Below are 248 nucleotides of genomic sequence, written 5' to 3' on the forward strand. Positions count from 1 at the left end.
GCCGGACCACGGGGGCCGCTGGCGCCCCCCCCCACCGGCCCAACTGATCCCGGCCCGCCGTCAGCTGTGCACGGAGCCCCACCCCGCCGCCCAGCTGGCCGCCGTACACCTGCCCCAGCATGTGCTGTCGGGTGCGTTCGCCGACACCTGGCCGGAGCCGCTTCTGGACGTCATGGCCGTACGTCTCGAGGCCCGGCGCGCGGTCGTACGAGGAGCCGAGCACCCCCCGGGCACGGACCAGCCCGTGC

1 pseudogene is annotated in these 248 nt (G+C 76.6%); it reads left to right on the plus strand.

The window, feature by feature from the left end:
* Window positions 1–248: pseudogene (locus KVT44_RS56520) on the plus strand (alpha/beta hydrolase); the annotation flags it as partial.

This window comes from Streptomyces sp. GbtcB7, from assembly GCF_019091445.1.
GTDB classification, from domain to species: Bacteria; Actinomycetota; Actinomycetes; order Streptomycetales; family Streptomycetaceae; genus Streptomyces; species Streptomyces mirabilis.